We start from the raw sequence: 26,508 nt of genomic DNA on the forward strand, positions 1-26,508 counted from the left end.
CGAAAAGCCACGCCCAGGCGTGGCTTTTTTGTGTCCGCGATTCGGAACGCGCTCAGGGATTCACCCGAATGCTCGGGCCAGCCAGGGTGACCCCGCCGGCATCCAGCTGCACAAAGCTGCCGCCGGTCCTGAGGGTGAGGCGGGCGCCGGCTTCCAGGACGATCTTCTGGCCACTATGCAGCCGGATCTCGCCACCGGCCTCGACCAGCAGGCTGCCGTCCAGCCGCAGCTGCTGACTCGTGTCGATGTCCAGGTGGTCGTCGGCGCGCACCTCGGTGCGGCGTTCGCCCCGGGTGATGCGGTGTTCCTCGGCGTGGAAGGTGCTGTAGCTGTTGCCCCGGATGCGCTGATGGCGCTCGTGGCCGATCTCGCTGCGGTGATCGTGGCCGATGCGTTCGTCCCAGTCGCGCTGGGCATGCACATGGATTTCCTCCTGGCCCTGGCGATCCTCGCTGCGAATTTCGTTGTAGCCGTGGCCCCCAGGGCTGCTCAGCGTCTTGAAGGTGCTGCGGGTCTGGTCCCTGGGCAGTTCCAGCGGCGGCCGCTGCTCGGCGTGGTACAGGCAGCCGATCACCAGCGGCTGATCGGGATCGCCTTCGAGAAAGCCGACCAACACCTCCATACCGATCCGCGGCAGGCTCAGGGCGCCGTGGCCGTTGCCGGCCCAGCCGCTGGCGACCCGCAGCCAGCAACTGCTGTGCTCATCCGCCTGGCCCTGGCGATCCCAGTGGAATTGCACCTTGATCCGGCCCAGCGCATCGCAATGGATGTCCTCGCCGGCCGGTCCGGTGACCACGGCGCTCTGGGCGCCCAGCAGCCGGGGTTTGGGATGGCGCAGGGGCAGACGGAAGGGCAGCGCCCACGGCCGCGCGACAAAGCTGTTGCGATAGCCCTGGGCGAAGCCGTCGGCCGGGATCCGGTCGGCAACGTCTTCCTCCAGGACCTGCGGCTGCCGGCCTTGGTGACGGATCTCGGTCAACAGCCAGAGCTGATTCCAGTCGGCACGCGGATGCTGTTCCAGCGGCAGGAAGTGCCCGCTCACCAGGCTGGGCTGGTCGCTCATGCCCTGGGCCTGGAGGACGTCGCCCCTCAGACGCTCCAGGCGCCGGCTGCTCAGGCGCTGCCCGCGTGCGCGATCGGTGAAGCGACCGGGAAAGCCATAGTCCTCCAGCGCGGGCTGGGCCGCGGCATCCGTACTGCTCTGCAGGCGCAGCCGAGGTTGCAGCGGATCGTGATCGCGCAGAAGGCTGGCGCTGCTGCGGATCTGCAGCGCGACCGCCAGGTGACTGATCGCGGGCTCGTCCGCCACCAGGCCGCTGCCAGGCCGATAGCGGGTGGCGCCCAGCTGCGCAAAGCCGGTGGCGTCATCGCCAAAGACCAGCACATGACCGTCGCGACGATGCTGGTGGTGAAAGTGCAGGCCCTCTTCCTCGCAGAGGCGGGTGAGAAAGGCCAGATCGCTCTCTCCGTACTGCACGCAGTAGGCGCGCGGCGGATAGCGCGTCGGCCCGAGGGCGAAGCGATAGTCGCCGTCGAGGATACCGTGCTCCTCAAGGAGCTGCGCCAGGATCTCGGGGACGCTGCGCCCCTGGAAGAGGCGGGAATTGACGCGGTGGGCCAGCTGGGCCAGGCGCGGCACCAGTTCAGCGCGATAGCGGGTCAGGCGCCGACCGGTATCGCCCTGGGCCACGGCGGCGAGCTGGCCGTGGATGCCCCGGTCACCCGGACCCAGGGCGAGAAAGGCGGAGCGCTGCAACAGTGAGTCCAGCGGCCAGTCCGGGCGCTCGCTGACCAGCTCGAGCTGGAAGCGATAGGGCTGGCCGATGGCTTCGTGGCCGTCGAAGGCAAGCACTTGGAAATCGTGGGCGACGCCATCCAGCGTCAGGGTGAAGGTCGGGGCAGTGGTTGCACTGGACATCGCATCGCATCCTTGCGAATGGAAAATTCCAGTTTGCGCTACAGGAGCGCACCGGCTCAAGCGCTGAAAGTCGCATGCTAGAGCTTTTTAACAGGCAGGTTCTGGCGCGGTGGCGGGCTAGGACGCCGCGAAGAGATCCCGTGGCGGTGGCAACGCGCCTTCCAGCTCCAGCAGGAATTGCTTGGTCGGCAGGCCGCCGCCAAAGCCGGTCAGGGCGCCGGACGCCCCTATCACCCGGTGGCAGGGCAGTACGATGGGCAGCGGATTGCGCCCGTTGGCGGCGCCCACCGCGCGCATCGCCTGGGGGCGGCCAAGGTGGCTGGCGAGTTGACCATAACTCCAGGTCTGGCCGTGGGGGATCTCCGCCAGGGCCTGCCAGACCGCCAGCTGGAAGGGGGTGCCGCGCGGTGCCAGGGGCAGCTCGAAGGTCTGGCGCTGGCCGGCGAAGTACTCGCCGAGCTGCATGCGGGCCAGGTCGAGGATCGGATGGTCGGCGGCGCTCCAGCTGGCGTCACGCTTGGCCAGGTAGCGATTCTCGGGAAACTCCACCACGCGCAGGCCGCTGTCGTCTGCGGCCAGAGTGAGCGTTCCTATGGGGCTGTCCAGCAGGCAGTAGGCGATCATCGGGGCGACTCCTTGGCGAGACGGGTGGGAACGGGTTCGGCGGGGGCGTCGGCGGGCGCCTTCCAGGTGGCTTCGCGCCAGACCTGCATCACGCCGTAGGCGCGCCAGGGGCGCCAGGCTTCGGCGCGGGCGTAGAGGGCCTTGGCGGTCAGGCGTTCGCCCGGAGGCGCCAGGCGCTTCTGCAGCACCAGGTCCTCCACCGGGCAGGCATCGGGATGGGCGAGGGCGCGCAGGGCGATGTACTGGGCGGTCCAGGGACCTATGCCCTTGAGGGCGATCCAGCGCCGGGCGAAGTCGTCCAGGGTGCGCCCGGTGTCGAAGTCCACCTCGCCGGCGCGCAGCGCTCTGGCCACCGTGCCGAGGGTACCGGCGCGGGCGCGGATCAGGCCGAGGCCGGTGAGGTCTTCCAGGGCGGCATCGGCCAGGGCGTCCACCGTGGGAAAGAAGTGGTGCAGACCGGCTGGCGGCCGACTGGCCTCGTGACCGGGCTCGCCCCAGGGGCGACCGAAGCGCTGCACCACCCGGGCGGTCATGGTGGTGGCCGCCACCACGCTGACCTGCTGGCCGATGACGGCGCGCACGGCGATCTCGAAGCCGTCCCAGCCACTGGGGAGGCGCAGGCCGGGCCGGCGCGCCACCAGTTCGGCCAGGGTCGGGTCGACGGAAAGGCCCTGGGCGATGGCTTCGGGATCGGCATCCAGATCGAACATGCGGCGGATGCGTGCCACTGCCGCCTGCAGTTCGCCGGGTGCGGCGCCGTGCAATTCCAGGCGCAGCGCCGGCGTGTCGGCGTCCCAGGCCGAGACGCGCAGCCAGCCCGGCTGTTCGGGCGTGCCGATCACCCGGGCGTAGCTGGTGTCGTCCAGCACCTCGACACCGGGCAGGGCGTGACCGCGGAGGAAATCCAGCTGGGCGTCGAAATCATAGGGCGGACGATAGGCCAGGCGCAGGACCAGCACCGGCGAAGCCGCGGCCTGACCCTTGCGCACCTGGCTGGGGGCCAGGTCGTAGGCATCGCGAAAGGCGGTGTTGAAGCGTCTGAGACTGCCGAAGCCGGCGGCCAGGGCCACCTCGGTGATCGGCAGCCGGGTCTCGCTGAGCAATTGCTTGGCGAACAGCAGCCGGCGGGTGGTGAGCACCGCCAGGGGCGCGGCGCCCAGGCGTTCGACGAACAGCCGGCGCAACTGGCGTTCGCTGAGATCGAGGCGGGCGGCGAGGGCGGGCAGACCGCCGTCCTCCAGGCCTTCGTCCATCAGGCGCAGGGCACGGGCCAGGGTAGCGTCGCCGCGTTGCCAGTGGCCGCCGGCAGGGGAGAGTTCCGGGCGGCATCTCAGGCAGGGGCGATAGCCGGCGGCCTCGGCGGCTGCGGCGCTGGGGTAGTAGCTGACGTTTTCCGGGCGTGGCGGTTGCGCCGGGCACACCGGTCGGCAATAGATGCCGGTGGTGAGCACCGCGGTGTAGAACAGGCCATCGAAACGCGGGTCCCGCGCCAGGCGGGCGCGTTCGAAGGCGGGAATATCGGGGAAGGCGTTCATGGCGGCAGGTTAGCACCGCCGGGGAGGGGCGACTGGCCGTTTTCGGACGGGACCGCTGAGGTAGAGAGTTATCGCGGCCGTGGGCGGGCAGTCTGATAGAGCAGCTGTGCTATCGCGGCCATGGGCCGCTCCTACAAAAGCAGCGCTGCCCTGTAGGAGCGGCCCATGGCCGCGATAAGCCGTGCTACTTATTAGCGTCGTAGCCTGGAAAACGGCGCAGTCTTTTCCGCTGGGGGCTTCGTCGCGAGGGGCGCCCTCACCCCAACCCTCTCCCAAGGGGAGGGGGGCTTGCCGGAGCAAGAGGCTGGCTCAGAAATTCCAATCCTCGTCTTCGGTACTCACCGCCTTGCCAATGACATAGGACGAACCCGAGCCGGAAAAGAAGTCGTGGTTCTCGTCGGCGCTGGGCGACAGGGCCGCCAGGATCGCCGGGCTGACGTCGGTCATGCTGCTGGGGAACAGCGCTTCGAAGCCCAGGTTCATCAGCGCCTTGTTGGCGTTGTAGTGGAGGAATTTCTTCACGTCCTCGCTCCAGCCGACGCTGTCGTAGAGGTCCTCGGTGTAGGCCACCTCGTTGTCATAGAGGTCCTGGAGCAGCTCGTAGGCGAAGTCCTTGACCTGCTGGCGGCGCTCCGGACTTTCCTTGGCCAGGGCCTGCTGGAATTTGTAGCCGATGTAGTAGCCGTGCACCGCCTCGTCGCGAATGATCAGGCGGATCAGATCGGCGGTATTGGTCAGTTTGGCGCGACTGGACCAGTACATCGGCAGGTAGAAGCCCGAATAGAAGAGAAAGGATTCCAGGAAGACGCTGGCCACCTTGCGCAGCAGCGGGTCCTCGGCGTGGTAGCGCTCGAGGATCAGCTCGGCCTTGGTCTGCAGATAGGGATTCTCTTCGCTCCAGCGATAGGCCTCGTCCACGTCCGGCGTCGAGCAGAGGGTGGAAAAGATCGAGCTGTAGGAGCGCGCGTGCACGGCTTCCATGAAACCGATGTTGGCGATCACCGCCTCTTCGTGGGGGGTGACGGCATCGGCCAGCAGGGTTGGCGCGCCCACGGCGTTCTGGATGGTGTCCAGCAGGGTCAGGCCGGTGAAGACGCGGATGGTCAGCTGCTGCTCCCTGGGCGTCAGGGTCGCCCAGGAGGGGATGTCGTTGGACAGCGGGATCTTTTCCGGCAGCCAGAAGTTGCCGGTCAGGCGGTTCCACACCTCCAGGTCCTTGTCGTCCTGCAGGCGGTTCCAGTTGATGGCGTTGATGAGCTTCAGGCGCGGCGCTTTGACGGATGCGTTCATGGCGATTTCCTCACAGGCTGCAGGACACGCAGCCCTGCACCTCGGTGCCTTCCAGGGCGGCCTGGCGCAGGCGGATGTAATAGAGCGTCTTGATGCCCTTCTTCCAGGCATGGATCTGCGCCCGGTTGATGTCGCGGGTGGTGGCGGTGTCGCGGAAGAACAGCGTCAGCGACAGCCCCTGGTCGACATGGCGGGTGGCCTCGGCATAGGTGTCGATGATCTTTTCCGGACCGATCTCGTAGGCATCCTGGTAATACTCCTGGTTATCGTCGGCCAGGTAGGGCGCCGGGTAGTAGACGCGACCCAGCTTGCCTTCCTTGCGGATCTCCACCTTGGCGACGATGGGATGGATGCTCGAGGTGGAGTGGTTGATATAGGAGATCGAGCCGGTGGGCGGGATGGCCTGGAGATTGCGGTTGAACAGCCCGTGCTGCATCACCGATGCCTTGAGTTCCTGCCAGTCGGTGCGGGTCGGCAGGCGGATGCCGGCGACCTCGAACAACTCGGCCACCCGGGGGGTACGGGGGGTGAAGTCGCCCTCTGTGTACTGGTCGAAATAGGCGCCGCTGGCGTACTTGGAGTCGGCAAAGCCCTGGAAGCTCTGGCCACGCTCGATGGCCAGGCGATTGGAAGCACGCACCGCATGGTAGGTCACGGTGTAGAAGTACAGGTTGGTGAAATCCAGGCCTTCCGCCGAGCCGTAGTGGATGTGCTCGCGGGCCAGGTAGCCGTGCAGATTCATCTGGCCCAGGCCGATGGCGTGGGAGGCGGCGTTGCCGGCGGCCACCGAGGGCACGCAGCGGATGTCGCTCATTTCCGAGACCGCGGTGAGGCCGCGGATGGCGGTCTCCACGGTGCGGCCCAGGTCCGGCGAATCCATGGTGCGAGCGATGTTCAGCGAACCCAGGTTGCAGGAGATGTCCTGGCCGATGTGCTCATAGCCCAGGTCTTCGTCGAAGCGGCTGGGGGTGTTGACCTGGAGGATCTCCGAGCAGAGGTTGCTCATGTTGATGCGCCCGGCGATGGGGTTGGCGCGATTCACCGTGTCTTCGAACATCAGGTAGGGATAGCCGGATTCGAACTGGATCTCCGCCAGGGTCTGGAAGAATTCCCGGGCATTGATCTTGCGCTTGCGGATGCGCGCGTCGGCCACCATCTCCGCGTATTTCTCGCTGACGCTGATATCGGCGAAGGGCACGCCATAGACCCGCTCCACGTCATAGGGCGAGAACAGATACATGTCGGCGTTGCGCTTGGCCAGCTCGAAGGTGATGTCCGGGATGACCACGCCGAGGGACAGGGTCTTGATGCGGATCTTCTCGTCGGCGTTCTCGCGCTTGGTGTCGAGGAATCTCAGGATGTCCGGGTGGTGGGCATTGAGGTAGACGGCCCCGGCGCCCTGGCGCGAACCCAGCTGGTTGGCATAGGAGAAGGCGTCTTCCAACAGCTTCATGATCGGGATGATGCCGGAGGACTGGTTCTCGATGCGCTTGATCGGCGCCCCGACCTCGCGCACGTTGCTCAGCAGGAAGGCCACGCCACCGCCGCGCTTGGAGAGCTGCAGCGCCGAATTCACGGCGCGGCCGATGGACTCCATGTTGTCTTCGATGCGCAGGAGGAAGCAGGACACCAGCTCGCCGCGCTGGCGCTTGCCGGCGTTGAGGAAGGTCGGGGTGGCCGGCTGGAAGCGGCCGCTGATCATCTCGTCCACCAGGGACTCGGCCAGCTGTTCGTCACCGCGCGCCAGACTCAGGGCGACCATGCACACCCGGTCTTCGTAGCGTTCCAGGTAGCGCTGGCCGTCGAAGGTCTTGAGGGTGTAGCTGGTGTAGTACTTGAAGGCGCCGAGAAAGCTCTGGAAACGGAATTTGTAGGCATAGGCGCGCTCGAACAGCGCCTTGACGAAGGCCGGCGCGTATTGCGCCAGCACCGCCGCCTCGTAGTAGCCCTTGTCCACCAGATAGCCGAGTTTCTCGTCCAGGTTATGGAAGAACACCGTGTTCTGGTTGACGTGCTGCAGGAAGTACTGCCGCGCCGCCTGGCGGTCCTTGTCGAGTTGCAGCTCGCCGTTGGGACCATAGAGATTGAGCATGGCGTTGAGTGCGTGATAGTCCGCGTCGCTGCCGGTCGGGGTCAGGCCTGCCGTTGCCAAAAGTCGTTCACTCCCGTGCGTACCCGGTCGACATCCTCCGTCGTGCCGAGCAATTCGAATTGGTAGAGCAGGGGCACCGCGCATTTCTGGGCGACGATGCGTCCACCCAGGCAGTAGCCCTCGCCGAAGTTGGTGTTGCCGGCGGCGATGACGCCGCGGATCAGGGCGCGATTGTGCGGATCGTTGAGAAAGTGGATCACCGGCTTGGGCACCGCGCCCTTGCTGCCGCCGCCGCCGTAGGTCGGCAAGACCAGGATGTAGGGCACGCGGGCCTTGAGCGGTTCGGCGGCGGGATCCTGGGGAATGCGCCGCGCCGGCAGCCCGAGTTTCTCGACGAATCTGTGGGTGTTCTCCGAGGTGCTGGAAAAATACAGCAGCTCGCCCATGGCCCCGGCCTCAGGCCACCAGCTGGCCGAGCTTGTCCGGGCGGAAGCCGGCCCAGTGGTCGTCACCGGCCACCACCACCGGCACCTGGCGATAGCCCAGGGATTCCACGGTCTGGCGCGCCTGGGCGTCCTGCTCGATATCCACCACCTGGTAGGTGATGCCCTGACGGTCCAGGGCACGGTAGGTGGCGTTGCACTGCACGCAGGCGGGCTTGCTGTAGATGGTGATGGTCATGGCTGACTCCTGTCCTTAATGGGGCGAATTCAAAGGAAAAAGCCTGACGCCAGCCGGCGTTTGCCAGGGCGGCGTGAGTCTTTTCCTTGGAGTTCGGCTTGGGCCTCAAGTTCGGTCCAGATACTACATATGGTGTTTTGCAATTTCTACAACACAACACGTAGGGTTTTTGATCTGGGTCATGCCTTTGATCTATCGCCCTCGGATGACGGTTTTTGCCCGGCCATGGGCTAAGCGCCAGGTAGCCCCGTAACCCCTGGCACTACCTGCATGGCTTCCCTGCAGACCGCGATCCGTTGTCGCTGCGGCAGGCATGCCAGGCCAGGCGGCGGATTTCTTTCCTGTCTGCCAAGGAGAGCGCCTTTTTGTAGTGCGAAAGTCGACCTGACTACCCTGGCGACTCCCATTCGTCGTCGAACCGCCGCATAATCGGCCTTTCGCTTGCGCCCGGGTCCGTTCACGCATGAGTTCCGCTCGCTATCGCCTCGCTCTCAACGGCTACGGTCGCATCGGTCGTTGCGTATTGCGTGCGCTGCACGAGCGCGGCGCGGCCAGCGAGCTCGCCATCGTCGCCCTCAACGATCTGGCCGACCGGCCCAGCCTGGAATACCTCACCCGCTTCGATTCCACCCATGGCCGCTTTCCCGGCCGGGTCGCGCTGGAGGGTGAGCGCCTGCGCATCGGCGAGCAGGCCCTGGAGATCCGCCGCGAAGCCGAGCCCGAGCGGGTGGACTGGCGGACGCTCGACGTCGATCTGGTGCTGGAGTGCTCCGGTGCCTTCAGCACCCGTGCCGAGGCCGGGCGCTTTCTCGCCGCCGGTGCGCCGCGGGTGCTGTTCTCCCAGCCCATGGTCAGCGAGACCGATGTGGACGCCACCGTGGTCTACGGGGTCAACCAGCAGGCCCTGCGCGGTGACGAGATGCTGGTCTCGAATGCCTCCTGCACCACCAACTGCAGCGTCCCGGTGCTGAAACTTTTGCACGAGACCCTGGGTCTGGAGTACGTCTCCATCACCACGATCCACTCGGCCATGAACGACCAGCCCGTGATCGACGCCTACCATGCCGAGGATCTGCGGCGGACGCGTTCGGCGTTCCAGTCGATCATCCCGGTGGCGACCGGCCTGGCGCGCGGCATCGAACGGTTGCTGCCCGAGCTCGGCGGGCGCATCCAGGCCCGCGCCGTGCGCGTACCCACGGTCAACGTCTCCTGCCTGGACATCACCTGTATCGTCGGCCGCGACACCACGGCGCCCGCCCTCAACACCCTGTTGCGTGACGCCGCCCGGAGCGGTCCCCTGGCCGGGCTGATCGACTACACCGAGTTGCCCCACGCCTCCTGCGATTTCAACCACGATCCCCATTCCGCTATCGTCGATGGCAGCCAGACCCGCGTTTCCGGCCCCCGGCTGGTCAATCTGCTGGTGTGGTTCGACAACGAATGGGGCTTCGCCAACCGCATGCTCGACGTCGCCGGCCATTGGCTGCGCATCGCCAAGCCCACCTGAAACAAGCACAACTAAGGGATTGCCTGTATGTCCGTGTTGAAAATGAGCGACCTCGATCTGAAGGGTAAGCGCGTCCTGATCCGCGAAGACCTCAACGTTCCGGTGAAGGAAGGCCAGATCAAGAGCGATGCCCGCCTGGTCGCCGCCCTGCCGACCCTCAAGCTGGCCCTGGAAAAGGGTGCCGCGGTGATCGTCTGCTCGCACCTGGGCCGTCCCACCGAGGGCGAATTCAGCGAGGAAAACAGCCTGGCACCGGTCGCCGCCTATCTGAGCAAGGCCCTGGGTCGTGACGTGCCACTGGTGAAGGACTATCTGAACGGCGTCCAGGTCGAGCCGGGTCAGCTGGTACTGCTGGAGAACGTGCGCTTCAACGTGGGCGAGAAAAAGAACGCCGACGACCTGGCGAAGCACTATGCCGCCCTGTGCGACATCTTCGTCATGGACGCCTTCGGCACCGCCCACCGCGCCGAGGGCTCGACCCACGGCGTGGCCAAGTTCGCCAAGGTTGCCGCGGCCGGTCCGCTGCTGGCCGGCGAGCTGGACGCCCTGGGCAAGGCGCTGGGCAATCCGGCCCGGCCGATGGCGGCCATCGTCGCCGGCTCCAAGGTCTCCACCAAGCTGGACGTGCTCAATTCCCTGGCGCAGATCTGTGATCAGCTGATCGTCGGCGGCGGCATCGCCAACACCTTCCTGGCCGCGGCCGGCTACAAGGTCGGCAAGTCGCTGTACGAAGCCGATCTGGTGGATACCGCCAAGGCCATCGCCGCCAAGGTCAGCGTGCCGCTGCCGGTGGACGTGGTGGTCGCCAAGGAATTCGCCGAGACCGCCGAAGCCGTCACCAAGTCGATCAACGACGTGGCCGACGACGACATGATCCTCGACATCGGCCCGGTCAGCGCCCAGCAATTCGCCGACCTGCTCAAATCGGCCAAGACCATCCTCTGGAACGGTCCGGTCGGCGTCTTCGAGTTCGACCAGTTCGGCGAAGGCACCCGCACCCTGGCCCAGGCCATCGCCGACAGCGACGCCTTCTCCATTGCCGGTGGTGGCGACACCCTGGCCGCCATCGACAAATACGGCATCGGCGAGAAGGTCTCCTATATCTCCACCGGGGGTGGCGCCTTCCTCGAATTCGTCGAGGGCAAGGTCCTGCCGGCCGTCGAAGTCCTCCAGCAACGCGCCCAGGAGTAATCGCCATGCGTACGCCGCTGCTCGTCTGTTCCGCTGTCCTGATGCTGGCCGGTTGCGCCGGTGGCAATGCCGACAAGGCCTGCGCGGTGTTCGCGCCGCCGCCCGCGGCGGCCGCCACGCCCACGGCGCAGAACGGCGAGCGCGTCGATACGCTCACCGGCAACGCCAGCCGTCCTGCCAGCGGTTGCGCCCAGTGAAGGGGCGCACGCTTGCCCTCGGGCTGCTGAGTCTCGCCCTGCTGGCCGGTTGCGCCGGCCGCGGCGCGCAGCAGACCGGCGGCTGGACCCACTGGGTCTGCGATTCCAAGGCGGCCTTCGACTGGCGCTATGTGGATCGCAGCCAGTCCATCGTCGACCTCAAGCTGGAAGGCGATGGCCTGATCCGCCATCTCAACCGCGAACCGGCCACCGATGGCCAGTCCTATACCGACGGGCTGGTGGCCTTACATATCCGCGGCGACCAGGGCCTCGTCTACTGGATCGCCAACAACGACCTCATCGGCCGCGGCTGCCGGACGCCTTGAACGGGCGAATGTCAGCTGAACCGATTAATCCAGGGCGGCCAGGGGTCGGCCGCTTGAACCCTGCCAGCCGCTCATGCAGGCTGGCGCCACCACCGCCTTTGTAGGGAGATAATCACCAATGGCACTCGTCAGCATGCGTCAGCTGCTGGATCACGCCGCCGAATTCGGCTACGGCGTTCCGGCCTTCAACGTCAACAACCTCGAGCAGATGCGCGCCATCATGGAAGCCGCCGACAAGACCGATTCGCCGGTCATCGTCCAGGCCTCCGCCGGTGCCCGTAAGTACGCCGGCGCTCCCTTCCTGCGTCACCTGATCCTGGCCGCGGTGGAAGAATTTCCGCACATCCCGGTGGTCATGCACCAGGACCACGGCACCACTCCCGACATCTGCCAGCGCTCGATCCAGCTGGGCTTCTCCTCGGTGATGATGGACGGCTCGCTGATGGCCGACGGCAAGACGCCGTCCGACTACGACTACAACGTGCGCGTCACCCAGCAGACCGTGGCCTTCGCCCATGCCTGCGGCGTGTCCGTGGAAGGCGAGCTGGGTTGCCTGGGCAGCCTGGAAACCGGCATGGCCGGTGAAGAAGACGGCGTGGGCGCCGAAGGCACCCTGGATCACAGCCAGCTGCTGACCGATCCGGAAGAGGCCGCCCAGTTCGTCAAGGCCACCAAGGTCGATGCCCTGGCCATCGCCATCGGCACCAGCCACGGCGCCTACAAGTTCACCAAGCCGCCGACCGGGGACACCCTGTCGATCCAGCGCATCAAGGAAATCCATGCGCGCATCCCGGACACCCACCTGGTCATGCACGGCTCCAGCTCGGTGCCCCAGGAGTGGCTGAAGATCATCAACGAGTACGGTGGCGACATCAAGGAAACCTACGGCGTGCCGGTCGAAGAGATCGTCGAAGGCATCAAGTACGGGGTCCGCAAGGTCAACATCGATACCGACCTGCGTCTGGCGTCCACCGGTGCCATCCGCGAGTTCATGGCCAAGAACCGTAGCGAGTTCGATCCGCGCAAGTACCTGGCCAAGACCGTGACCGCCATGCGCGAAGTCTGCATCGCCCGTTACGAAGCCTTCGGCACCGCCGGCCAGGCCTCCAAGATCAAGCCGATCTCCCTGGATGCCATGTTCGAGCGTTATGCCCGCGGCGAACTAGACCCCAAGGTCAACTGATCCCGGATCTAGAAAAGGCCCCGCAAGGGGCCTTTTTTTCGCCTGTCGATCGCCTGGAGCCCGAACGGCGGCGCGTTACCCCTTACCGCTCGGTTGCGGTCAGGACCTCTTCCATCCAGGCGACCATGGCGGCGCCGTCCATGCTCAGGCAGACCGTTACTAGCGGATTGCCGGACCAGCGCCCGTCCAGGTAGGCGCGACCCTCGGGGGCGAAGAAGGTCTGGCCTTCCGCCAGGCCTTCGGTGCCGACGCTGAGGTGACCGCGCGCGGTGTGGAACAGCTCGGGACGGCGCAGGTAGGCGAGGGCGCAGCTGTCATGGGGATGGCAGCCGTCGATGTCCTTCACGCTGCGGTAGAAGTCCGCATAGAAATCATAGCTGCGCGCGAGCACCTCACCGAGGGCGCCCTGGCGCGCCGCGATGCGCTGCAGGCGGGGCGGGTCGAGGACGGCGCGGTGGGTGGCGTCGAGGCCGACCAGGGTCAGTGGCCAGGGCGCGGCGAAGACCCGCGCGGCGGCATGGGGATCGGAAAAGATGTTGGCTTCGGCCACCGGCGTGACGTTGCCCGGCTCGACGATGGCGCCGCCCATCACCACCACCTCGCGGACGCGCTCGGCGACCGTGGGATCCAGCGCCAGGGCGAGGGCCAGGTTGCCCAGCGGCCCGACCGCCACAAGGGTGATCTCACCCGGTCGCAGACGGGTCTGCTCGACGATGAAACGCGCGGCGTCCAGGGCGTGGGCTGCCTGGCTCGGCGCGGGCAGCTGCTGATTGCCCAGGCCATCCTGGCCATGCACATGCAGGGCATGGTTGCCGGCCGGCTTGACCAGGGGTTCGGCGACACCCGCGGCGACGGGCGTGTCCCGGCCAGCCAGCTCGGTGAGCAGCAGGGCGTTGCGGGTCGCCGTGGTGACCGGCACGTTGCCGAAGGTTGTGGTCAGACCGATCACCTCGAAGGCGGGATCGGCAAACAGCAGGGCGATGGCCTGGGCGTCGTCCACGCCAGGATCGGTATCGAAGATGATGGGAAGGGACAAGAGGCTTTCTCCGGCTCAGATCTCTTCCCAGGCTACCCGAGGGGCGGCGCCCCTTGCTAGCTGGGCAGGTCCAACTCGCCCAATGCATCCGGCTGGTTGCGAAATGCGCGGGCGAAGACCTCGCGATTGCGGGCCATGAACAGCCCCAGGTCTTCGCACTGCTTTTCGGCAAGACCGGGTACGGCCTTGTCCAGCACGCTGGCGAGCGACTCGGCCAGCTCCAACATCTTGTCGTGACGATCGGCTTCGGCTTTATCCATGAACAGGCGCTCCGGATCTCGGCTGCTGCGATACAACACTTCGACGGCCATGCGTCACCTCGTTTCTGTATCTGGTTATATATACAGTAGTTGTCTTGCTGCGGGATTGCAAGGATTACCGCTCGGCGGTCAGCTGCCAGCCAGTCATGGCAATTTGCCAATCGTTCGACATTTCTGCGTGTCTTCGAATTTGCTTCGGGAAACTTAACAGCGGAAGGTTGTCTTTGAGTCTGGACCAAACGGGCACCGTTGCCCGCCTTCATCCGGATTATCTCCGGCTCACGGAACGAGACCGCCAATGCCTGCCATCTTTATCCGTCCGCTTATTGCCGTGCTCGACCTGTCTGGGTCGACCGAGGTGCGGGCGTGAGTTCGACCCTCGTCATCCTGGCCATCACCGTCGCCAGCTTCCTGCTGGGGTTCCTGCGCGACCTGCTGATCGCCCGCCAATTCGGCGTGAGCTGGGAAGCCGACCTGATCTTCGTCGCGCTCATCCTGCCGGTGTTCTTCGAGAGCTTCTTCGGCCTCGCCCTGCGCGATGCCATGATTCCCTATCTGCAACGCATCCGTGATCGCTGCAACGCCCAGTACGAGCAGGTCGGTCGCTGGCTGTACTGGCGCATCGGCCTGTTCGGCATGCTGCTGTCGGTGATCGGCGTCCTCGCCAGTCCCTGGCTGATGCATGCCCTGGCCCCGGGCTGGAGCGATGAGCAGATCGAGACCGGCAAGCTGGTCTTCGCCGTCGGCACCCTGCTGATCTGCGTGCAGGCCATCCTCTATTGCCAGGGCGCGCTGCTCAACCTGGATCGCATCTTCATCCTGCCGATGACCCGCACCCTGATGCTCAATCTGGGCGCCATCCTGGCCATCGTCATCCTGCAGCCGAGTGGCATCGCGCTGTTCACCGGCATGCTGCTGCCCCAGGTGCTGCTGATCGTCATCCAGCACCGGCGGCTGGGCTATCTCAGCCAGCGCTCGGTAGCCTTCGAGAAGCCCGAGGGCAGTCCCTTCGCCGTGACCTTCGCGCCGGTGCTGCTCGCCGCGGGCGCCCAGCAGGGCTGCATGCTGGCGGAGCGCTTCTTCGCCTCGCTGCTGGCCGAAGGCAATATCACCATGCTGTCCTTCTCCTACCGCATCGTGACCATTCCGCTGACGCTCTATGCGCTGTCCATCCTGGCGATGATCTTTCCCGAGCTGACCCGCAGCTGGAACGAGGGCAATGTCGACAAGTACAGCGCGCTGATGCGCAAGGCGCTGCTCGGCACCCTGCTGTTCCTGGTGCCGGCCGCCGTGGTGCTGTTCAGCTACTCGGAGCCAGTGGTCAAGGTACTGCTGGAGCGTGGAGCCTTTGGCGCCGAGCAGAGCGCGGCGACCGCCACCCTGGTGGTGGCCTATGCCCTCGGCCTGCCCTGGATGGGCCTGGCCCTGCTGTGGGGGCGTGCCCTGCTGTCGCAGCAGCGCGCCCGCACCTTCCTTTACACCACCCTGGCCAGCTCCTTCATCACCGTGACGCTGGACGCTGTCCTCTACCAGCCGTTCGGCGCCCAGGGGCTGGCCTATTCCTTTACCACCGGGGCCTTCCTGCAGGCCGTGTTCATGGCGCTGGCGCTTTATCGCCACGCCCTGGCCGGACTGCATCTGTCACTGCTGCTGCGCTGGTTCAGCGCTGGCAGTGCGGTGGCCCTGCTGACTTTCCTGTTGCCCAAGCCGGTCGGCCTGCTGGAGCTGATCGTCAGCATCAGCGTGGCGATGCTGGGCTTCCTGGTGCTGTTGCTGGCGCTGGGCGAACGTGACCTGTTCCGCCGTGGCTATTGGGCGCGCGGTGCTGACGGTGCGGGGCGCGCAGAACCGACGAGTTGAATCGCCGTCACGGTACGGTTAGGAAAAAGGTGGCGATCTGCGGCCATTGGTCGCTATCTGTTACGAAGTCATGAATTTTTGATTTGGCTTCGAGTCGCACGGAAAGATTGATCCCAGTCATAGAATTTCTGATGGAAGCGGTTTTTCCATTTGCAAGAGATCGGACACGCAGTTGGGGTCGGCACTTCGCATGGTGGTCTTGCTCGCCACCGACATTCTCTTTGAAAGGAATCGATCCTATGTCTTCCCAATCCCCTGTCACCCGTATCGGCATCGTCGGTACCGGCATGATCTCGCGCTGCCTGGCCCGGCTCATCAGCCGTCACTATGACGACATGACCGTGACCCGCGTCCTGACCCGCCGGCCCATCGCCACGGTTACCGACTATCCGCTGACCGAGGCGCTCACCCAGTCGGTGGCGGATCTCGTCGATCATTGCGATCTGCTGGTGGAATGCAGTGGCGACCCCTACCACGGTACCGAGATCATCGAGCGCGCCTTCGAGGCCGGCATCAAGGTGGTCACCATCAATGCCGAACTGCAGGTGACGACCGGTTCCTACCTGGCCGGCAAGGGGTTCCTGACCGAGGCCGAGGGCGACCAGCCGGGTTCGCTGGCGGCACTGCACGAAGAAGCCGTGCAGATGGGCTTCAAGCCGCTGGTCTACGGCAACATGAAGGGCTATCTGAACCATAATCCGACGCCGGAAGACATGGCCTACTGGTCCGCGCGCCAGGGCACCAGCGTCGACCAGACCACCTCCTTCACCGATGGCACCAAGGTGCAGATCGAGCAGGTGGTGGTGGGCAACAACTATGGTGCCACCATCACCCGCCAGGGTCTGGAAGGCCTCAACTCGACCAACCTGCAGGACAGCGCGAATATCCTGGCGCAGATGGCCGAGCAACTGGGCACGCCCATCGTCGACTACGTGATTCCGAGCGGCTACTCCGCGGGTGGCGTCTTCGTCGTCGGTCGCCATGACGAAGACCAGGCCGGCGCCATAGAATACTTCAAGCTGGGCAAGGGGCCGTACTATGTCCTGGTACGCCCCTTCCACCTGTGCTCCCTGGAAGTCGGCAAGACCCTGCGTCGCGTGATCGCCGGCGGCAAGATCCTGCTCAACAACTCCACCACGCCGACCCTGAGCGTGGCTGCCATCATGAAGAAGCCCATGGCGGCTGGCGACATCATCGAGCGCGGCATCGGTGGCTACAGCGTGCGCGGCGAAGCGGTGAAGATCGCCGAGTGCCCGGATCACCTGCCGATCGGCCTGCTCAAGCACAGCGTGCTGAAGCGGGCCATGGAGCCGGGTCAGATCGTCACCTTCGACGACGTCGAACTGACGCCCAGCCGCGCCCTGGACATCGTCCTGCAGCAGCACCGTGAGGCGATCCATCGCCAGCTGCTGGACACCCAGCTGAGCGAGGCGGCCTGGAACGCGACGGCCGATCTGGCACCGGTGGCTCTGCCCAAGGCGGTAGGGGCGGTCCTGTCCTGATTCCGCTGATGCGGGAAGCGAAGGGGCCCTGAGGGCCCCTTTTTCATTTCCCGCCGCTGGCGGCGGCGCGGAGGCGGGCGACGGTCGCGGGCAATTCGTCCATGTGGGCGATCAGGGCGGTGACGCCCAGGGCGCTCAGGGTCTCGCCGTGGCTCGGCGGAATATGGCTGGCACCGGTGAAGCCGATTACGCGCATGCCGGCGGCCAGGGCCGCGCGCACGCCGGTGGCACTGTCTTCGATCACCAGGCAGCGCTCCGGCGCGACGCCCAGGGTCCTGGCCGCGAGCAGATAGACATCGGGTGCCGGCTTGGGCTGGGCGACCATGTCGGCGCTGAAGATGTGGCCCGCTACCCGCGCCACCAGATCGGCCCGGCGGACCGAGGATTCGACGCTGTGCCTGAGGCTGTTGGAGGCGACCGCCAGCGGCAGGTCGATGCTCTCCAGGGCACGCTTCACCCCGGGAATGGGCTCGACGCTGGTGGCGATCAGCGTTTCCGCCTGGGCACGCAGGTCGCTGAACAGTGCCGGCGGCAGGGTGATGCCGAAGCGCTGTTCGACCAGGGCGAAGATGTCCCGGGTGGTCAGGCCGAAGGTGCCGTGCAGCAGGGCCTCGAGTTCGGCGCGCGGTGCATGGGCGGCCAGGCCGTCGAGGACGACCCGTTCGGCGAGGATTTCACTGTCGACCAGCACGCCATCGCAATCGCTGATCAGCAGTTCCACAGGGGTGACGTTCATCGGTATTCCTTGCAGGGGGAGTTCAGGGCTGGGCAACGGACCCGAGCCCCTTCGAGAGCTGCGGCAGACGGCGGCGAAGCAGTCTGGCTGCGGTTTTGCGGGGCTGTCCGGGTGGTCGAAAACCGGCTCGACAGTACCTTGCGCGAGGTGACAAGACAGCCCTTGTCAAAAAGGATTTCGCCCTCCGGAGGGTAATCGCTTTCCAGAAAAATATGGCGTAGAGTTCGAGAACTGTGTTTGCTTGGGTCGCCGTCGATCGTGACCTGAGGCGGTAGGCTCTTCGTCCACCCCTTGCTGCTCGATTCTTGTTACTCCTTGCAACTCAGTACCGGGCGCCTGGTCAATGCAACGCATTACCGCGCCAGCCAGTGTCAATAACAAACTCGTGATTCCAAGGAGCAACACCCGTCATGTCGAATCGTCAGAACGGTACCGTCAAGTGGTTCAACGAAACCAAAGGCTATGGCTTCATCACTCCCGAGAGCGGTCCGGACGTGTTCGTGCACTTCCGCGCCATCGAAGGCACTGGTTTCAAGACCCTGGCTGAAGGCCAGAAGGTCAGCTTCGAAGTCGTGCAAGGCCAGAAGGGCATGCAGGCAGAGCGCGTACAGGTCGTCTGACACCTGACAGCGCCCGAAGCTCACGAAAAACCCCGGCCAGGCCGGGGTTTTTCGTTTCTGCCCGTTGGTCCGGCGCGGCCGGCCGCCTCACTCCACGTTCTGCGCGCTCTTTTCCGGCTCGGTCGCCAGCGGCTTGACCCGCCGGCCGGTCTCGCGCGAAGCCTGCAGGAAGATCGCCGCCGCCAGCATCGACAGGGCGCCGACGCTGAGAAAGGTCGCGCGAAAGGCGGACAGCACCTCGGTGTCGCCATAGTCGTCTTGGAAACCGCCCAGCAGGGCGGCGGCGCAGGCGACGCCAAAGCTCATGGCCAGCTGCATCACCACCGACAGCAGGCTGTTGCCGCTGGCCGCCTGCTGGTCGTGCAGGTCGATGAGGGTGATGGTGTTCATGGCGGTGAACTGCATGGAATTCACCGCGCCGAGGATACCCAGGTGGATGAGCAGCCAGATGAAGGGCGTGCCAGGGCCGATCAGGGCGAGACTGGCGATCAGGCACCCCAGCAGCAGGGTGTTGCCCACCAGCAGGCGCCGATAGCCGAGCCGCCCGATCAGCGGGCCGGCGATGGGCTTGGCCAGCATCGCCGACAGCGCCAGGGGCATCATCAGCAGACCGGCCTGGGTCGGCGAATAGCCGAGGCCCACCTGGAACAGCAGCGGGATGAGAAAGGGCAGGGCGCCACTGCCGAGGCGGGCGAAGAGATTGCCAAAGATGCCCACCGCGAAGCTGCGGATGCGAAACAGCTCGGCGGAGAACAGCGGCTGGTCGTGGTGCAGGGCGCGCAACCAGTAGGCGACCATGCAGGCCATGCCGCCCATCAGCAGCAGCACCACCCGCACATGGGGCAGGTGCAGTTCGCCGAGGCCTTCCAGGGCGACGCTGATGAGGATCATAGCGGTGCCGAAGAGCAGGAAGCCCAGGCCGTCGAAGCGCTGCGGGAGGGGGCTGCGCAGATCCGGCAGCAGGCGGCGGGTGGCCAGGCAGCCGAGGATGCCCACCGGCAGGTTGATCAGGAAGATCCAGTGCCAGGACACGGCCTCCACCAGCCAGCCGCCCAGTGCCGGGCCCGCCAGAGGACCGATTAGGCCGGGAATGGTGATGAAGCTGAGGATGCGCACCAGCTCGCTGCGCGGATAGACGCGCAGGATCACCAGGCGCCCCACCGGCAGCATCAGCGAACCCCCGAGTCCCTGGATGACCCGGGCGGCGATCAGCAGGTTGAGGCTGGGCGCCAGGGCGCAGAGCAGCGAGCCAAAGGTGAAGAGGGCGATGGCGGTGAAGAAGACGCGGCGACTGCCGAAGCGATCTGAGATCCAGCCCGAGGCCGGAATCAGCAGCGCGACGGTGAGCAGATAGGCGATCACCACCCCCTGCATGCGCAGCGGATTCTCGCCGAGGTCGGCGGCCATGCGCGGCAGGGCGGTGTTGACGATGGTCGCGTCCAGCGACTGCATGAAGAAGGCGACGGCGATCAGCCAGGGAAGCCAGCGGGTCGTGGTGGTATCCAGGGTCGGGGAGGGCATGGGAGATCCTTGTCGAGACAGCCGACTACCCGCTCTCTGACTGTCTGCACGCGGCAGGGTGCCCCGCTCGATCAGCGTGAGCGGGAATCTAGCAGCGCCTCGATCCGCTGGTCCTTCTCTGCCCAGAGCGTGCTGACCCACTGCTGGAAGCCTGCGCGAAATTCCGCATCTTCGCTGTAGTCACCCGCCCAGCGCGCCGGATCCAGAGGTCGTGCGCGAATATCGATGATAACGCGTTTGACGCGGCCGCAGAGCAGGTCCCAGAAGCCGGGCACGCGACCGTCCGGATAGACCAGGGTGACATCCAGCAGGGTGTCCAGCTGCTCGCCCATGGCGGCGAGGACGAAGGCCATGCCGCCGGCCTTGGGCTTGAGCAGGTGGCGATAGGGCGAGTGCTGCTCGGCATGCTTGGCGGCGGTGAAGCGCGTGCCTTCCAGGTAATTGACGATGGTCACTGGCTGGCGGCGGAATTTCTCGCAGGCGCGGCGGGTGATGGCCAGGTCCGCGCCCTTGAGTTCCGGGCGGCGGGCCAGCTGGGCGCGGGTGTATCTCTTCATGAAGGGGTAGTCCAGCGCCCACCAGGCGAGCCCCAGGAAGGGCACCCAGATCAGCTCCTTCTTCAGGAAGAACTTGAAGTAGGGCACCTTGCCGTTGAAGGTCTCGATGAGCGCGGCGATGTCGACCCAGGACTGGTGGTTGCAGATGACCAGGTAGGAGCTGTCACGGTTGAGTGCCTCGGTGCCGCGGATGTCCCAGACGGTGGGAGTGAAACGGGCGAAGATGACCTTGTTGATCTCGGCCCAGGTCTCGGCGATGGCGGTGACCACCCGGGAGCAGAGGTCGCGCAGCGCGACGATGGGCAGCAGCTTGAGCAGGGCGAAGGCCAGCAGCGGACCGATCATGACCAGGGTGTTCAACAGGAGCAGCGCAGAGACGGTGATACCGGTCAGGAGGTGCATGGATTCTCTCGTCTAGAACTTGGGGCGATAGTCTTTAGCGTGACATAGCATTTTGCGATCATCTGCTCTGGATGGCTGCTGCCGATCAGCTGCGAAGTGAACGCCATGCTCAAGAAGGTTACCAGTGCCGAGGTCTGCCTCGGCATGTACATCCACAGATTCGAAGGCAGCTGGATCGACCATCCGTTCTGGAAGGCGCGCTTCCTGCTCCAGGAACCGCGCGACCTGCAGAAGATCCAGGACAGCGCCGTGACCGCGGTGTGGATCGATATCGCGAAAGGGCTGGATTGCCCGCCGCCAGCGGAGTGCCCACCCGCGGTGGATCCGCTGCTGCTCTCCGAGCCCGTCGCCGCGCCGGCCATTGCCCCCGAGCTGCCCCCAGTCGCCGCTCCGGTCCCGGTTGTCGGCACCGCGCCAGGCGCCGCCCTGAGCTGTCCGCAGGAAATGGCCCAGGCTTCCGCCGTGAGCGCCCACGCCAAGCAGGAGGTGGCGCGGCTGTTCCAGGACGTGCGCCTGGGGCAGGCCATCGAGCTGAGCGAGGTGGCGACCGTGGTCGAGCAGATCTCGGCGTCGGTGCTGCGGTATCCCACGGCGCTGATCAGTCTGACGCGGCTGCGTACGGCCGACGAGTATACCTATATCCATTCGGTGTCGGTCTGCGCCCTCATGACGGCGGTGGCACGGCAGATGGAGCTGCCGGCGGACCAGGTGCAACTGGCCGGCCAGGCCGGCCTGCTGCATGACGTGGGCAAGATGCGCATCCCTCTCGAGGTGCTCAACAAGCCGGGCAAGCTGACCGAGGCGGAATTCGCCGTGATGCAACGGCATCCCGCGGAGGGCGTCGCCCTGCTGCAGCAGTGGGGCGCGACCGCGGAGGTCATCGACGTCTGCCTGCACCATCATGAGAAATTCGATGGCAGCGGCTATCCCCATGGCCTGGCCGGTACCCAGATCAGTCTGCTGTCGCGCATCGCCGCGGTCTGCGACGTCTACGACGCCATCTCCTCGACCCGGCCCTACAAGACCGCCTGGAGTCCCGCCGAAGCGATCCGGCGCATGGCGGAGTGGAAGGGGCATTTCGATCCGCGGGTGTTCCAGGCCTTCGTCAAGACGCTGGGCATCTATCCGATCGGTTCCCTGGTCCGGCTGAGCAACGAGCAACTGGCGGTAGTGGTCGAGCAGCACCCGGACAGCCTGCTGACCCCGCAGGTGCGGGTGTTCTTTTCCGCCCGCTCGCGCACCCCGCTGCCGCAGCGGCTGCTGGATCTCGCCCGGCCACCCGCCGATGAGCGCATCGTGCGGCGGGAGGATCCGGAGGAGTGGGGTTTTCGCAACCTGGAGCGGCTCTGGCAACAGGCCTAGCGCCGGCTCAGGGGCGGGTCGTCTGTAGCGAGGGGCGCTCGCTGGTACGGGCGTACCAGGCGGCGATGCGCGGGCAGTCGCTGCGCCAGGCGAAGGTGGGGATGCGGAAGTCCAGATAGCCCAGCAGGCAGGCCATGCCCAGGCAGGCCACGTCGAATTCGCCGTCCAGCTCGGCGATCGCCTCGCGCTCGAAGTAGTCCAGCGCCCGGGCGATCTTCTCCTGCTGGTTGTCCAGCCAGAGCTTCCACTGCATGCCCGGTGGGCGCATGAAGCTCTCGTAGCGGATCTGCACCGCGGCTTCCATCATGGCATCGCACAGCGACGCCAGGGTCAGGCGGCGCCAGCGCTCCGGACCCTGGCGCGGGATCAGCGGGGTGCGCTCGTGCAGGGTGTCCAGGTAGTCGAGGATGACGCGACTGTCGTGCAGGCAGGTGCCATCGGCCAGGCGCAGGGCGGGAATCTTGCCAGCCGGATTGGTATCGAGAACATCGCGATTGGGATTGAGCGGCGTCTGCTGGACGATTTCCACTTCCACCTGCTCGATCAGGTCCGTCTCGTGGAGCATCACCACGACTTTGCGACCGAAGGGCGAGGCGGGAGTGTGGTACAGGATCATGGACATGGGCCGGGCTCTCCAGAATGCAGGACTGCATTCGCGTGTGGCGAATCCCTGCACTGTAAGCCCTAGGCCGGCCCGGATAAAAGATGGCCTTGGTCGTAGCTGGCCGGATCAGGCCAGGCCGGGCAGCTCGACGTACACCCCCAGCCCGCGTCCTTGCAGGCCTTCGCCCAGGTGCAGGCTGCCGCCATGGATTTCGACGATACGTTTGACGATGGGCAGGCCCAGGCCGCTGCCGACGTTCTGGCCGGCACTCTCGCTGCGGTAGAAACGGGTAAAGATCACCGCCCGCTCTTCCGGACTGACCCCGGGGCCGCTGTCGCAGACATTGATGCGTACCCGCCCGGGCACGTCCTCGACGACCCGCACCAGTACCTGACTCCCGCTGGGGGTGTAGCGGATGGCGTTGCCCACCAGGTTGGTGAGCAGCACGCTCAGCCAGGTGGGAATGCCGGACAACTTGACCTCCTGATCCTCCAGCACCAGGTCGATGTGCTTCTCGATGGCCAGGGGCGCGAGTTCCGACAGGGTATCCGCTGCCAGCCGGCCGAGATGCACCGGGACGAACTGCTCCTGCAGGGCACCACTGTCCAGGCGGGCCAGGAGCAGGATCTGCTCCATCAGCTGGCTGATGCGTTCGGCGCTGCGGCGCACCTGCACCAGGCCGCGGGCGTGGGCCTGGGGATCGCTGGACCTCAGGGCGACCTGGGTGTGGGTCAGCAAGCTGGCGAGGGGCGTGCGGATCTCGTGGGCGGCGTCACTGGTCAGGCGCCGCTCGGCCTCCAGGGCGCCGTCCAGGCGCTGCAGCAGGGCGTTGATCTCCTCGACCAGGACCGCGGCTTCCAGGGGCACCCGATTCAGCGCCAGGGGCTCCAGGCGCTGGGCGGAACGCTGCTTGATCTGCGCCGCCAGCTGGCGCAGGGGTTCGAGACCGCGGGTGACGCCGAACCAGATGAGCGCGGCCAGCACCGGCAGGGCCAGCGCCAGGGGAAACAGCGAGCCGAGCAGCAGTAGGTTGGTGGCGCCGCGGCGATCGGCCAGGTTCTCGTAGATCCAGATGCGTCCGTCGCCGCTGCTCAGGCGCAGCACGCGCCAGTGCTGCCCCTCGGCCAGAAGACTGCTGAAGCCGGGTGGCTGGTCGGCCAGGCCGGCGGGTGGCGCCGGGGTGCCGAGGCGCTGGTCACCGGCCTGCAGCAGATAGCCCAGGGCGTTGCGGCGCTTGAACAGCGGCAGGTCGGCGATGGCCGTGCGGCTGCGTTCCAGGGCGCGCGCCGCGAGCGGCAGGCTGTAGTCGCCCCCCTCGCTCAGGGTGGCCAGGTGCAGGGCCGCCGAGCCGAAGTCGAGCATGTCCTCGTCCGCCAGGCGATTCACCTGGCGCAGCACTAGCTGGTAGGTCACCAGGGCGGCGATCAGCCAGCAGGCGAAGATGCCGCACAGCAGCAGCGTCAGCAGACGCCGCCGCAGCGAGACGGCCGGGCCGTCGGTCATGGAGCCGGCCGCTCGGGCTGGTCGATGCCGTAGCCGATGCCGCGCACGGTGCGGATCAGGCTGGTGCCGAGCTTGCGCCTGAGGTGATGGATATGGACCTCGATGGCATTGCTCTCGACGTCCCCGTCCCAGCCATAGAGCGCCTGTTCCAGGCGATTGCGCGAGAGCACCTTGCCCATGTTTTGCAGCAGCAGGCGCAGCAGGGCGTATTCGCGCGGTGCCAGTTCGACCGGCTGACCGGCCAGGGTCACCCGGTGGGTGGCCGGATCGACCCGCAGGTCGTTGTGCTCCAGTTGCGGCAGCGCCCGGCCGGCACTGCGCCGGGTAAGGGCGCGCACCCGGGCGAGCAGTTCGTCCAGATCGAAGGGCTTGGTCAGGTAGTCGTCGGCGCCGGTGTCCAGGCCGGTGACCCGGTCGGTGACCTTGTCGCGGGCGGTGAGGATCAGCACCGGGGTGGCGTCGCCGCGCTTGCGCAGGGCGGCCAGGACCTCGAGTCCCGAGCGACGGGGCAGGCCGATGTCGAGCACCACCAGATCGAAGGGATCGGTTTCCAGCGCCGCCTGGGCGGCCTGGCCATCGGTCACCCAGTCGACGGTATCGCCTTCCAGCGCCAGACCGGCGCGGATGCCGTCGCCCAGTAGCATGTCGTCTTCGGCCAGCAGTATTCTCATCGGATTTTCCCAGGCGGTTGAGCGGTTGTACCGCTCCGGGCCGGCCTCGGCAAGAGCGGTGACCACCTCCGGGATGGTCAGCCTCCAGCCTAGTCCAAGGCGCTTAAGGGCGGATTAACAACGCTCAGGGGCGCTGGGCGCTGACCCGCCAGAGGGTATTGCCGACGTCGTCGGCCACCAGCAGGCCGCCACGACCGTCGTTGACCACCCCGACCGGTCGCCCCTGGGCTTCCTCCTTGTCATTGAGGAAACCGCTCAGCAGGTCCCGCGGCGGGCCGCTGGGCTTGCCGTCCTGGAAGGGCACAAAGATGACCTTGTAGCCGCTCTTGGGATCACGATTCCAGGAACCGTGCTGGCCGACGAACAGCCCGTGGCGGAAAGCCGTCGGCAACTGGCTGTCGGCGCTGGCGAAGGCGAGGCCCAGGGAGGCCGTGTGGGTGCCCAGGGCATAGTCGGGGGTCAGCGCCTTGGCCACCAGATCCGGACGGGGCGGCTGCACCCGACTGTCCACGGTCTTGCCCCAGTAGCTGTAGGGCCAGCCATAGAAGCCGCCGTCCTGCACCGAGGTGGCGTAGTCCGGCACCAGGTCGCTGCCGATCTCGTCGCGCTCGTTGACCACCGTCCACAGCTTGCCGGTGGTGGGCTCCCAGTCCAGGCCATTGGGATTGCGCAGGCCGCTGGCGAACAGGCGCTTCTCGCCACTGGCGCGGTCCAGCTCCCAGATGGCGGCGCGGCCTTGCTCGATGTCCAGACCGTTTTCGCCGACGTTGCTGTTGGAGCCCACGGTGAGATAGAGCTTCCTGCCGTCGCGACTGGCGATGACGTTCTTGGTCCAGTGGTGATTGATGCCGGCCGGCAGGTCGGTGACCGTCACCGGCGGGCCTTCCAGGTGAGTCGCCCCGGGGCGGTAGGTGAAGCGCACCAGGGCGTCGGCGTTGGCGACATAGAAGTCCTCGCCCACCAGCGCCATGCCGAAGGGCGAATGCAGGTGCTCGGCGAAGACCATGCGGGTCTCGGCGACGCCATCGCCGTCGGCATCGCGCAGCAGGGTAATGCGGTCGGCGCTGGGTACCCCGGCGCCGGCCTTTTTCATGAACAGGCCGGCGATCCAGTTCTTGATGCTGGGAAAATCATCGCGCCTGGGCGCATTGCTTTCCGCCACCAGCACATCGCCATTGGGCAGCACATAGAGCCAGCGCGGATGGTCCAGCCCGCGGGCGAAGGCCTGGACCTGGGTTCCGGCCGCAGCGATGGGCTTGCCGCCCTCGGGCCAACCGATCGCCGGCGCCACGTTGATGGTCGGCAGCAGGGTCTTGTGGGGCTCGGGCAG

The 26,508-nt window shown here is 66.2% G+C and carries 25 protein-coding genes; 9 read left to right on the plus strand and 16 right to left on the minus strand.

What is annotated here, in order from left to right:
* Positions 1-52: 52 nt before the first annotated feature.
* From tssI to nrdH, 7 genes are all read right to left on the minus strand, one after another.
* Positions 53-1,918 carry a type VI secretion system tip protein TssI/VgrG gene (tssI, locus tag GSQ95_RS03840; protein WP_158890138.1) on the minus strand — a complete coding sequence of 622 codons (1,866 nt, stop codon included), beginning with the start codon at positions 1,916-1,918 and terminating at the stop codon, positions 53-55.
* Positions 1,919-2,035: 117 nt separating this feature from the next.
* Positions 2,036-2,542 carry a methylated-DNA--[protein]-cysteine S-methyltransferase gene (locus tag GSQ95_RS03845; RefSeq protein ID WP_158890136.1) on the minus strand — a complete coding sequence of 169 codons (507 nt, stop codon included), beginning with the start codon at positions 2,540-2,542 and terminating at the stop codon, positions 2,036-2,038.
* A complete protein-coding gene (locus tag GSQ95_RS03850) occupies positions 2,539-4,077 on the minus strand; it encodes a DNA-3-methyladenine glycosylase 2 (protein ID WP_158890134.1) in 1,539 nt (512 codons plus the stop codon). Before GSQ95_RS03850 ends, GSQ95_RS03845 begins: the two co-directional genes overlap by 4 nt.
* Before the next feature lie 309 nt (positions 4,078-4,386).
* A complete protein-coding gene (gene nrdF, locus GSQ95_RS03855; protein ID WP_158890132.1) occupies positions 4,387-5,367 on the minus strand; it encodes a class 1b ribonucleoside-diphosphate reductase subunit beta in 981 nt (326 codons plus the stop codon).
* Between the two features lie 10 nt (positions 5,368-5,377).
* Positions 5,378-7,519: a class 1b ribonucleoside-diphosphate reductase subunit alpha gene (nrdE, locus tag GSQ95_RS03860; protein ID WP_158890130.1), complete on the minus strand. Its 2,142-nt coding sequence runs from the start codon at positions 7,517-7,519 to the stop codon at positions 5,378-5,380.
* Complete coding sequence (gene nrdI / locus GSQ95_RS03865) at positions 7,501-7,905, minus strand: class Ib ribonucleoside-diphosphate reductase assembly flavoprotein NrdI (RefSeq protein ID WP_158890128.1); 405 nt, start codon at positions 7,903-7,905, stop codon at positions 7,501-7,503. The genes nrdE and nrdI overlap by 19 nt, the downstream gene beginning before the upstream one ends.
* A 10-nt stretch (positions 7,906-7,915) precedes the next feature.
* A complete protein-coding gene (gene nrdH / locus GSQ95_RS03870; protein ID WP_059230613.1) occupies positions 7,916-8,140 on the minus strand; it encodes a glutaredoxin-like protein NrdH in 225 nt (74 codons plus the stop codon).
* A 463-nt stretch (positions 8,141-8,603) separates the two neighbouring features.
* Here nrdH and epd point away from each other — a divergent pair, with 463 nt between their 5' ends.
* The 5 genes from epd to fba all read left to right on the plus strand — a co-directional run bounded on the left by epd (position 8,604) and on the right by fba (position 12,544).
* On the plus strand, positions 8,604-9,647 hold the full coding sequence (gene epd, locus GSQ95_RS03875; RefSeq protein WP_158890126.1) for an erythrose-4-phosphate dehydrogenase: 1,044 nt from the start codon (positions 8,604-8,606) through the stop codon (positions 9,645-9,647).
* A 27-nt stretch (positions 9,648-9,674) separates the two neighbouring features.
* Positions 9,675-10,838 carry a phosphoglycerate kinase gene (locus tag GSQ95_RS03880; protein ID WP_133860523.1) on the plus strand — a complete coding sequence of 388 codons (1,164 nt, stop codon included), beginning with the start codon at positions 9,675-9,677 and terminating at the stop codon, positions 10,836-10,838.
* A gap of 5 nt (positions 10,839-10,843) precedes the next feature.
* Complete coding sequence (locus tag GSQ95_RS03885; RefSeq protein ID WP_158890124.1) at positions 10,844-11,035, plus strand: hypothetical protein; 192 nt, start codon at positions 10,844-10,846, stop codon at positions 11,033-11,035.
* The gene (locus tag GSQ95_RS03890) at positions 11,032-11,361 is read left to right on the plus strand and encodes an MliC family protein (RefSeq protein WP_158890122.1); all 330 of its coding nucleotides are present in this window, start codon (positions 11,032-11,034) and stop codon (positions 11,359-11,361) included. The genes GSQ95_RS03885 and GSQ95_RS03890 overlap by 4 nt, the downstream gene beginning before the upstream one ends.
* 118 nt (positions 11,362-11,479) lie before the next feature.
* On the plus strand, positions 11,480-12,544 hold the full coding sequence (fba, locus tag GSQ95_RS03895) for a class II fructose-bisphosphate aldolase (protein WP_059316498.1): 1,065 nt from the start codon (positions 11,480-11,482) through the stop codon (positions 12,542-12,544).
* Between the two features lie 82 nt (positions 12,545-12,626).
* Here the strand turns inward: fba and GSQ95_RS03900 are convergent, their stop codons facing one another.
* Positions 12,627-13,580 (minus strand): nucleoside hydrolase, encoded by a 954-nt coding sequence (locus GSQ95_RS03900; RefSeq protein WP_158890120.1) that lies wholly within the window; start codon positions 13,578-13,580, stop codon positions 12,627-12,629.
* A gap of 56 nt (positions 13,581-13,636) precedes the next feature.
* Entirely contained in the window at positions 13,637-13,891 is a 255-nt protein-coding gene (locus GSQ95_RS03905) for a YebG family protein (RefSeq protein ID WP_007161283.1), read from the minus strand.
* 315 nt (positions 13,892-14,206) lie between these two features.
* Here GSQ95_RS03905 and GSQ95_RS03910 point away from each other — a divergent pair, with 315 nt between their 5' ends.
* Positions 14,207-15,700 (plus strand): lipid II flippase MurJ, encoded by a 1,494-nt coding sequence (locus GSQ95_RS03910; RefSeq protein WP_158890118.1) that lies wholly within the window; start codon positions 14,207-14,209, stop codon positions 15,698-15,700.
* Between the two features lie 287 nt (positions 15,701-15,987).
* A complete protein-coding gene (locus GSQ95_RS03915; protein WP_178118367.1) occupies positions 15,988-17,202 on the plus strand; it encodes an NAD(P)-dependent oxidoreductase in 1,215 nt (404 codons plus the stop codon).
* A gap of 43 nt (positions 17,203-17,245) precedes the next feature.
* Here GSQ95_RS03915 and GSQ95_RS03920 read toward each other — a convergent pair whose 3' ends face one another.
* Positions 17,246-17,938, minus strand: a complete 693-nt coding sequence (locus GSQ95_RS03920) for an HAD family phosphatase (RefSeq protein WP_158890114.1) — start codon at positions 17,936-17,938, stop codon at positions 17,246-17,248.
* 410 nt (positions 17,939-18,348) lie between these two features.
* Here GSQ95_RS03920 and GSQ95_RS03925 point away from each other — a divergent pair, with 410 nt between their 5' ends.
* On the plus strand, positions 18,349-18,558 hold the full coding sequence (locus tag GSQ95_RS03925; protein ID WP_133860530.1) for a cold-shock protein: 210 nt from the start codon (positions 18,349-18,351) through the stop codon (positions 18,556-18,558).
* A gap of 87 nt (positions 18,559-18,645) precedes the next feature.
* Here GSQ95_RS03925 and mdtD read toward each other — a convergent pair whose 3' ends face one another.
* Entirely contained in the window at positions 18,646-20,079 is a 1,434-nt protein-coding gene (gene mdtD / locus GSQ95_RS03930) for a multidrug transporter subunit MdtD (RefSeq protein ID WP_158890112.1), read from the minus strand.
* 71 nt (positions 20,080-20,150) lie between these two features.
* Positions 20,151-21,038 carry an acyltransferase gene (locus tag GSQ95_RS03935; protein ID WP_158890110.1) on the minus strand — a complete coding sequence of 296 codons (888 nt, stop codon included), beginning with the start codon at positions 21,036-21,038 and terminating at the stop codon, positions 20,151-20,153.
* 105 nt (positions 21,039-21,143) lie between these two features.
* Here GSQ95_RS03935 and GSQ95_RS03940 point away from each other — a divergent pair, with 105 nt between their 5' ends.
* A complete protein-coding gene (locus tag GSQ95_RS03940; RefSeq protein ID WP_158890108.1) occupies positions 21,144-22,400 on the plus strand; it encodes an HD-GYP domain-containing protein in 1,257 nt (418 codons plus the stop codon).
* 7 nt (positions 22,401-22,407) lie between these two features.
* On the opposite strand, the gene GSQ95_RS03945 is transcribed toward GSQ95_RS03940, so the two are convergent.
* From GSQ95_RS03945 to GSQ95_RS03960, 4 genes are all read right to left on the minus strand, one after another.
* Positions 22,408-23,022: a glutathione S-transferase family protein gene (locus GSQ95_RS03945; protein ID WP_158890106.1), complete on the minus strand. Its 615-nt coding sequence runs from the start codon at positions 23,020-23,022 to the stop codon at positions 22,408-22,410.
* 108 nt (positions 23,023-23,130) lie between these two features.
* Positions 23,131-24,507, minus strand: coding sequence for a HAMP domain-containing sensor histidine kinase (locus tag GSQ95_RS03950; protein WP_158890104.1), 1,377 nt, complete (start codon positions 24,505-24,507; stop codon positions 23,131-23,133).
* A complete protein-coding gene (locus tag GSQ95_RS03955; protein WP_158890102.1) occupies positions 24,504-25,178 on the minus strand; it encodes a response regulator in 675 nt (224 codons plus the stop codon). Before GSQ95_RS03955 ends, GSQ95_RS03950 begins: the two co-directional genes overlap by 4 nt.
* A gap of 124 nt (positions 25,179-25,302) precedes the next feature.
* Positions 25,303-26,508: sorbosone dehydrogenase family protein (locus GSQ95_RS03960; protein WP_158973746.1), on the minus strand; the 1,206-nt coding region annotated here is incomplete at its 5' end.

It is taken from the genome of Pseudomonas sp. BAV 4579 (genome assembly GCF_009765395.1).
Taxonomy (GTDB): domain Bacteria; phylum Pseudomonadota; class Gammaproteobacteria; order Pseudomonadales; family Pseudomonadaceae; genus Chryseomonas; species Chryseomonas aestiva.

Bases quoted from the DNA above. Each gene is read 5' to 3' on its own strand.
- tssI (WP_158890138.1), bottom strand. From the start codon at position 1,918: ATGTCCAGTGCAACCACTGCCCCGACCTTCACCCTGACGCTGGATGGC.
- GSQ95_RS03845 (WP_158890136.1), bottom strand. From the start codon at position 2,542: ATGATCGCCTACTGCCTGCTGGACAGCCCCATAGGAACGCTCACTCTG.
- GSQ95_RS03850 (WP_158890134.1), bottom strand. From the start codon at position 4,077: ATGAACGCCTTCCCCGATATTCCCGCCTTCGAACGCGCCCGCCTGGCG.
- nrdF (WP_158890132.1), bottom strand. From the start codon at position 5,367: ATGAACGCATCCGTCAAAGCGCCGCGCCTGAAGCTCATCAACGCCATC.
- nrdI (WP_158890128.1), bottom strand. From the start codon at position 7,905: ATGGGCGAGCTGCTGTATTTTTCCAGCACCTCGGAGAACACCCACAGA.
- nrdH (WP_059230613.1), bottom strand. From the start codon at position 8,140: ATGACCATCACCATCTACAGCAAGCCCGCCTGCGTGCAGTGCAACGCC.
- epd (WP_158890126.1), top strand. From the start codon at position 8,604: ATGAGTTCCGCTCGCTATCGCCTCGCTCTCAACGGCTACGGTCGCATC.
- GSQ95_RS03880 (WP_133860523.1), top strand. From the start codon at position 9,675: ATGTCCGTGTTGAAAATGAGCGACCTCGATCTGAAGGGTAAGCGCGTC.
- GSQ95_RS03885 (WP_158890124.1), top strand. From the start codon at position 10,844: ATGCGTACGCCGCTGCTCGTCTGTTCCGCTGTCCTGATGCTGGCCGGT.
- fba (WP_059316498.1), top strand. From the start codon at position 11,480: ATGGCACTCGTCAGCATGCGTCAGCTGCTGGATCACGCCGCCGAATTC.
- GSQ95_RS03905 (WP_007161283.1), bottom strand. From the start codon at position 13,891: ATGGCCGTCGAAGTGTTGTATCGCAGCAGCCGAGATCCGGAGCGCCTG.
- GSQ95_RS03915 (WP_178118367.1), top strand. From the start codon at position 15,988: ATGATCTCGCGCTGCCTGGCCCGGCTCATCAGCCGTCACTATGACGAC.
- GSQ95_RS03920 (WP_158890114.1), bottom strand. From the start codon at position 17,938: ATGAACGTCACCCCTGTGGAACTGCTGATCAGCGATTGCGATGGCGTG.
- GSQ95_RS03925 (WP_133860530.1), top strand. From the start codon at position 18,349: ATGTCGAATCGTCAGAACGGTACCGTCAAGTGGTTCAACGAAACCAAA.
- mdtD (WP_158890112.1), bottom strand. From the start codon at position 20,079: ATGCCCTCCCCGACCCTGGATACCACCACGACCCGCTGGCTTCCCTGG.
- GSQ95_RS03935 (WP_158890110.1), bottom strand. From the start codon at position 21,038: ATGCACCTCCTGACCGGTATCACCGTCTCTGCGCTGCTCCTGTTGAAC.
- GSQ95_RS03940 (WP_158890108.1), top strand. From the start codon at position 21,144: ATGCTCAAGAAGGTTACCAGTGCCGAGGTCTGCCTCGGCATGTACATC.
- GSQ95_RS03945 (WP_158890106.1), bottom strand. From the start codon at position 23,022: ATGTCCATGATCCTGTACCACACTCCCGCCTCGCCCTTCGGTCGCAAA.
- GSQ95_RS03950 (WP_158890104.1), bottom strand. From the start codon at position 24,507: ATGACCGACGGCCCGGCCGTCTCGCTGCGGCGGCGTCTGCTGACGCTG.
- GSQ95_RS03955 (WP_158890102.1), bottom strand. From the start codon at position 25,178: ATGAGAATACTGCTGGCCGAAGACGACATGCTACTGGGCGACGGCATC.